The 5,443-nt window shown below is 33.3% G+C and carries 2 protein-coding genes and 2 pseudogenes; 3 read left to right on the plus strand and 1 reads right to left on the minus strand.

The features are described from left to right. The 3 genes and pseudogenes from Q0117_RS08190 to Q0117_RS08200 all read left to right on the plus strand — a co-directional run. Nucleotides 1-248, plus strand: a pseudogene (locus tag Q0117_RS08190) (hypothetical protein); the annotation flags it as partial. A 178-nt stretch (nucleotides 249-426) separates the two neighbouring features. Further along, the gene (locus Q0117_RS08195) at nucleotides 427-3,603 is read left to right on the plus strand and encodes an AAA domain-containing protein (RefSeq protein ID WP_297924465.1); all 3,177 of its coding nucleotides are present in this window, start codon (nucleotides 427-429) and stop codon (nucleotides 3,601-3,603) included. After that, nucleotides 3,600-4,967, plus strand: a complete 1,368-nt coding sequence (locus tag Q0117_RS08200) for a phospholipase D-like domain-containing protein (RefSeq protein ID WP_297924467.1) — start codon at nucleotides 3,600-3,602, stop codon at nucleotides 4,965-4,967. Before Q0117_RS08195 ends, Q0117_RS08200 begins: the two co-directional genes overlap by 4 nt. 29 nt (nucleotides 4,968-4,996) lie before the next feature. On the opposite strand, the pseudogene Q0117_RS08205 reads toward Q0117_RS08200, so the two are convergent. Beyond that, nucleotides 4,997-5,443, minus strand: a pseudogene (locus tag Q0117_RS08205) (hypothetical protein); the annotation flags it as partial.

Below are 5,443 nucleotides of genomic sequence, written 5' to 3' on the forward strand. Positions count from 1 at the left end.
TGCACGACCTGCACGTCTGGAGCATAACAAGCGGCGCAAACGCGCTCACGGCGCACATCGTGGTTAGCGGCAGGCTAAGCGTGCGCGAAGCGGAGCGGATCTTGCGCGAAATATCGCACGAGATGGAGCATCTGGGCATCACGCACACGACGCTGCAGCTTGAGAGCAGCGATAATGAGTGCGGCGGTGAACTCATCTGCGAAGTAAGATCAAATGGCGCGGGCGGACACTTGGGGCATAGTCATTAAATTTGAGCAAGCCCATATTAAAAAATCATATAAACTAAATTGAAAATATAAATTAATGTACAATTAATTCTCGTGCTTGCAAGAATTTGTATTAGCAATCAATTTGGTAGAATTTCTAAAGTATTTTAAAGCTATACTCGGTAAAATGCTCTAATAAAGATTTTTAAATGGATTTGACGTGAATAACAAAATCTTAAATAAATATAGAATAATAAATACTAATGAAAAAGGTAAGATAATTGCCGAATATAATCGCGATAAATATATTATCGAAGTAGCACCGAAAGGCGAGCAAAACAATACACTTTCATATACGGCAAAAAATTTAAGCAGCATTTCCCATCGAAACATAAGCAATCTAATAATAGATGAGGATGATAAGAATTTCTATTTTATACAGAAAGTATATGAGGGCATAGAAATACTTGAAAATAGCGGTCTTGCTTATACAGATCTTATAAAATGTTATATACAAATCATTTCGGCCATAAGCTACATACATCAAAAAGATCTGTATCACGGCAATATCAACCCAGAAAATATCTTAGTAGACTATGAAAATAATGTCTATTTGCTTGATTTTGGCAGAGGCTATCTTTACTCTATACTTAAAAATGAGCGCGATGAAATATTTTATGCCCCAGAACGGATAAGTGAAAATGAAATTTGCCAAGAAAGCGATATTTATTCGTTTGGGCTTTGCATGATAAAGCTTATTGTAGATAACTTTGAAGATTTTGATTTTTGTGAAACCTATAAAAGCCCTAATGACCTAGAAAATTTATTTTATAAAATCAGCAATGAATATAATCTTGACGATATTGAAAATGAGCTATTTTTACTATCAAGAAAAATGCTAGCAATAAATCCAAAAGATAGAATAAGTTTAATAGATATACAAGCTAAATTTAAAGAATTATTGTCTCAATATAAAAAAATAAGGACTTTTGAAATCAAACTTTTGGATAAAATTTTGGATGTATACATGCAAAATAACGATCTAGATGATATTTATAATCTAGATTCTCATATAGAGGCAAGAATCGATAATAAAAATCCTTTTTGGAAACTTGATGAACGCAACGGCAAAAAAGAGATAAAAATAGCTATCGGTGATCTAGTATTTTGTTGCTCGGCTGATGAGGAAAATAAAAATACGAATTTGTTTTGTTTTAACATTATAGAAAATAATCAAAAACTTATCGATGAGATTTATGCAGACGGTATAGAAACCTATGATAAATTTCTTATAAATTTTAAATACGGAAAAGCAAATCAGGGTTGCGACGATATAAGAGATTTTAAGAACGAACTAGAACGGAACTTTAGAAAACGACAGCAATTAAATAAAAACATAGAGATAGATAAAAAATCGATAAGATCAGAAGAAGAGCTTTTGCAAGCCGAATACAAAACTATCCAGGAAAAGAAAAACGTGAAGTTTGCTATATTAAAAAGCAAAAATAAGAGCCAAGATGAGCTTGTATTTGAAATTTTATCGAAAGAAAATAACAAAGATAGCGAAATAAGCGAATTTGAAAAAGTTATTGAAACACATGCAAACCCAAAAGACAATAAGCCAAAATCGGAAAAGGATTTCAAACAAGGCCAAAATATAATCATAGAACAAAATAATATTTCTTTTAATGGTATTGTTTCAGGATACAAACCAGACATAAAAAGTCTAACAGTAAAGTTAGACAAGTATGGCTCAAATATAAACTTCAATGATAATGAAGAATACAAAATAAGCTACGATTATCAAGTAGAAGAAATTATCTGGAATAAAAAAGATAAAGCTTTGCGCGATTTACAAAGTGCAAACGTTGTAATACCCGACCTACTAAGAAAAGTAAACAATCCAAAAGAATTTATAAAAAATAATTTAGTAGATATTATAAATTTTCACAATAGCTTGCTTGACGAAAATCAAAAACTAGCCGTTCAAAAAAGTATGAGTTTAGGTGAGAATTGTGAAATATTACTAATACAAGGACCTCCGGGCACGGGCAAAACTACTACCATAACCGAAATAGTAAATCAAGTTTTATCCACCAAAAAACACGATAAAATTTTAGTCTCATCTCAAAGCAATCAAGCCGTCGACAATGTATTAGAAAAAATATGTACAACTGAAGATAAAATTTTACGCATAGGTAATGATTCGGGCAAAATGAGTGAAGCGGCTAAAAAATATCGCCCCGAGGTAATACTGAATAAGCTTATAAAAGAAAATTTACTAAAAATAAAAAAGTATCCTATAACGCATAACAATCCAAAAATACAAAGCGAGCTTAAAAATTTGCAAGATGATTTTGCAAAAAGACTTCAGAGCATAAGTTCAAAAACAGCAAACAAAAAAGAAGGAAAAGAAAAAGAATTGGCGGCTTTGTTTACCAGAGATATCCGCTTGATTTTCGGTACATTGATCGGCATCTCATCTTGGAATAGTTTTAGAGAGATTAAATTTGATATAGCCATAGTGGATGAAGCGGGTCGTGCAACATTAAGCGAGCTTTTAGTGCCGTGCATAAAAGCTAAAAAAATAATTTTAGTAGGTGATCACAAGCAGCTAGCGCCAGTTATAGACGATAATATTATTGAAAAAATAGATGATAAAGATGAAGCTAAAACTTCATTTTTTCAAAGACTTTTTGAAAGACTCGAACAAACAGATAGAGAAAATCTCAAACACACACTAACGCATAACTACCGTTCGGAAATAAAAATTTGCGAACTTTACAGTAACGCGTTCTATAACGGAGTGCTTATTGTTGATGAAGAGATAAACAAGCAGAAACAGCATGAACTTAATTTTTTCAACTCAAGCGTAGTTTGGCTAGATACCGGAAATTTAGAAAATAGAGAAGACGAACAAAAAGGAACTGGTAAAATAAATCGTTGTAGCGTAGAATATATTAGAAAGACGCTTTACAAATTATGCGAACAAATAAAAGAGCAAAATTTAGTTTATAGCATCGGCGTTATCACTCCATACAAAGCGCAAAAGGAATTATTAGAGCAGGAAATAAAGCCGAAAGACTTCGATGGTTTTAAAATAGATATAGGCACAGTAGATGGCTTTCAAGGAAGCGATAGAGATATAATAATTTACGACTGCGTCCGTTCATCAAAAGGTAAAAAAAGCGCAAAGATAGACTTTATAGCTGATGAAAAAAGACTAAATGTATCACTATCAAGAGCAAAGAGGCTCTTGATAATAATCGGTGATATGGAATTTTTATTTAGGGCAGGAACAAAAGAAAACAGTAACCCGTTTACGGATATTATTCAGTATATCAATAACAATAGAGACGAATATCAAATAATAAAACTAAGAAGTAATAAACAATGAGGCAAAAAGTTGCAAAAGAAAAACAATTTAAACCGGATATAGATATGCTTGTGCATAAATATAGCGATTATTATGAAGATTTCGTTAATTATGATGCAAGAGAGATAGTGTATCCAGTGTATAAGACTAAGGTTGAGTACATAATATCAAAGGAGCAAGAACTTCACCCAATAGTTATAGGAATTTTAAAGATTATCGACTACCTGCAAAAAATAAAAATAGACGATAAGTATAAAATTTTAAAAGATATAACCCAAATGGACAACGAAATACTTGCTAGCATACTAGCTGAATTTAATACAAAAGGCTACTTGAAAGTAGATTCTATAGAACTTAGTCATAAAGGATTAGAAGCTCTAAAGAAAGAGAATGAAAAGATTAAAGAACGCACGATATCTTATGTTGCTATCGACGGAGTTTTAGGAACGACTTTGGAAATAGCAAAGGATCAAAGACAAATAACATTAGATTATAAATCCGATAAGGATGCCTTCGAATTCAAGCCAAATTTCAAGACAAGGCCTAGAACTGAAAATTTGGACGATATATTTATGTGCGATAAAACTTTGCGGCAAACCTTAATAGAATCATTAAAAGATTTTGACAAACAAGAAGAGCAAAACGATAAAAATTTAAGCTATGAGATAGATGATATTTTATCTGTCGAACCTAAAAAATTTTTCAAAAAATATTTTTGTCTTTTTTATAAAAATAAAGACGAAGAGGAAAAAATTTTAGTCATAGATAAGAACTATAATGAGGATATAAATTCTACGAAGCTTTTTGATAGACTCTTAAACGAACAAAGATTTAGCGATAGTATCAATCAAAAAGCAAAAGAATGTGAAGAAAATGCAGAGAAATTTCAAGACTTAACATCGGAAAAGATCGAAGAAAAACTCGCAGTAAATCTTGAAGAAGGCAAAACGATAGAAACTGCGGAGCATAAAAAATATTTAAAATATATTTTAAAGAATGCACAAAAAGAAATTTATATACAATCGCCTTGGATACGATACGAAATTTTAAACATCTATAAAGATAAGATAGATGAGGCTTTAAAACGTGGCGTAAAAATAATTATAAAATACGGCTTGAAACCTAAAAATCGATTTGATAAAGCAGGGATCGACGATAAGTCTCAAGAATATTTTAATGGGCTAGATAAAAAATTATTTAAGCTAAAACAGGGTAACGATCATAGCAAAATTCTAATTTGTGATGATGCGTTTATGATAGTTGGAAGCTTTAACTGGCTAAGCTTCGGAGGAGAACGAGATAAAGACGGCGATACTAGAGGCGAAATATCAACTATAAACAAAAATAAAGATGAGATAATTAAAATGAAGAAAAAATTCATATAGCTCATTTAAATAATGTTTAAAACGATCATTCATGACTTTAAAATTTTAAACCAGCCGTAGAATTCATTCGCTTCTAGGTGCGGATCGCCTGCGCTAGAGATAAAAAGCGGCTGTAGCGCGGCATTTGCTCTAAAATTTCCCGCGTCCCTCATCTGCGCGCTGTAAAAAATAAGTGCGTGGCTCGCAAACTGCGCAAACTCGTCAAACGAACTCGCACCCGCTTCTATCATCGTGATTTTTGCGTCCGCGGGCAGCGACTGCGAGACCTCCACCTTACGAGCCGCGACGCCGAAAAGCGGAATACTCGCATCAAAATCCGAAAGTGCGCGGCGCGAGTATATCCAAACGTCGGGCACGCGCAGCTTTAGATTTTGCGGCGCGGCACAAGAGTCTGGCGTCAACATATCAGCTCTGCCCACCAAAGCGCTAATTTCATCAAATTTAGCCGCACGCACGTCCAGCGTCGGTCTGTCGGC

This window comes from uncultured Campylobacter sp. (genome assembly GCF_937997535.1).
GTDB lineage: Bacteria > Campylobacterota > Campylobacteria > Campylobacterales > Campylobacteraceae > Campylobacter_B.

Excerpts from the sequence above, each read along its gene's own strand:
- Q0117_RS08200 (WP_297924467.1), top strand. The coding sequence starts at position 3,600 with ATGAGGCAAAAAGTTGCAAAAGAAAAACAATTTAAACCGGATATAGAT.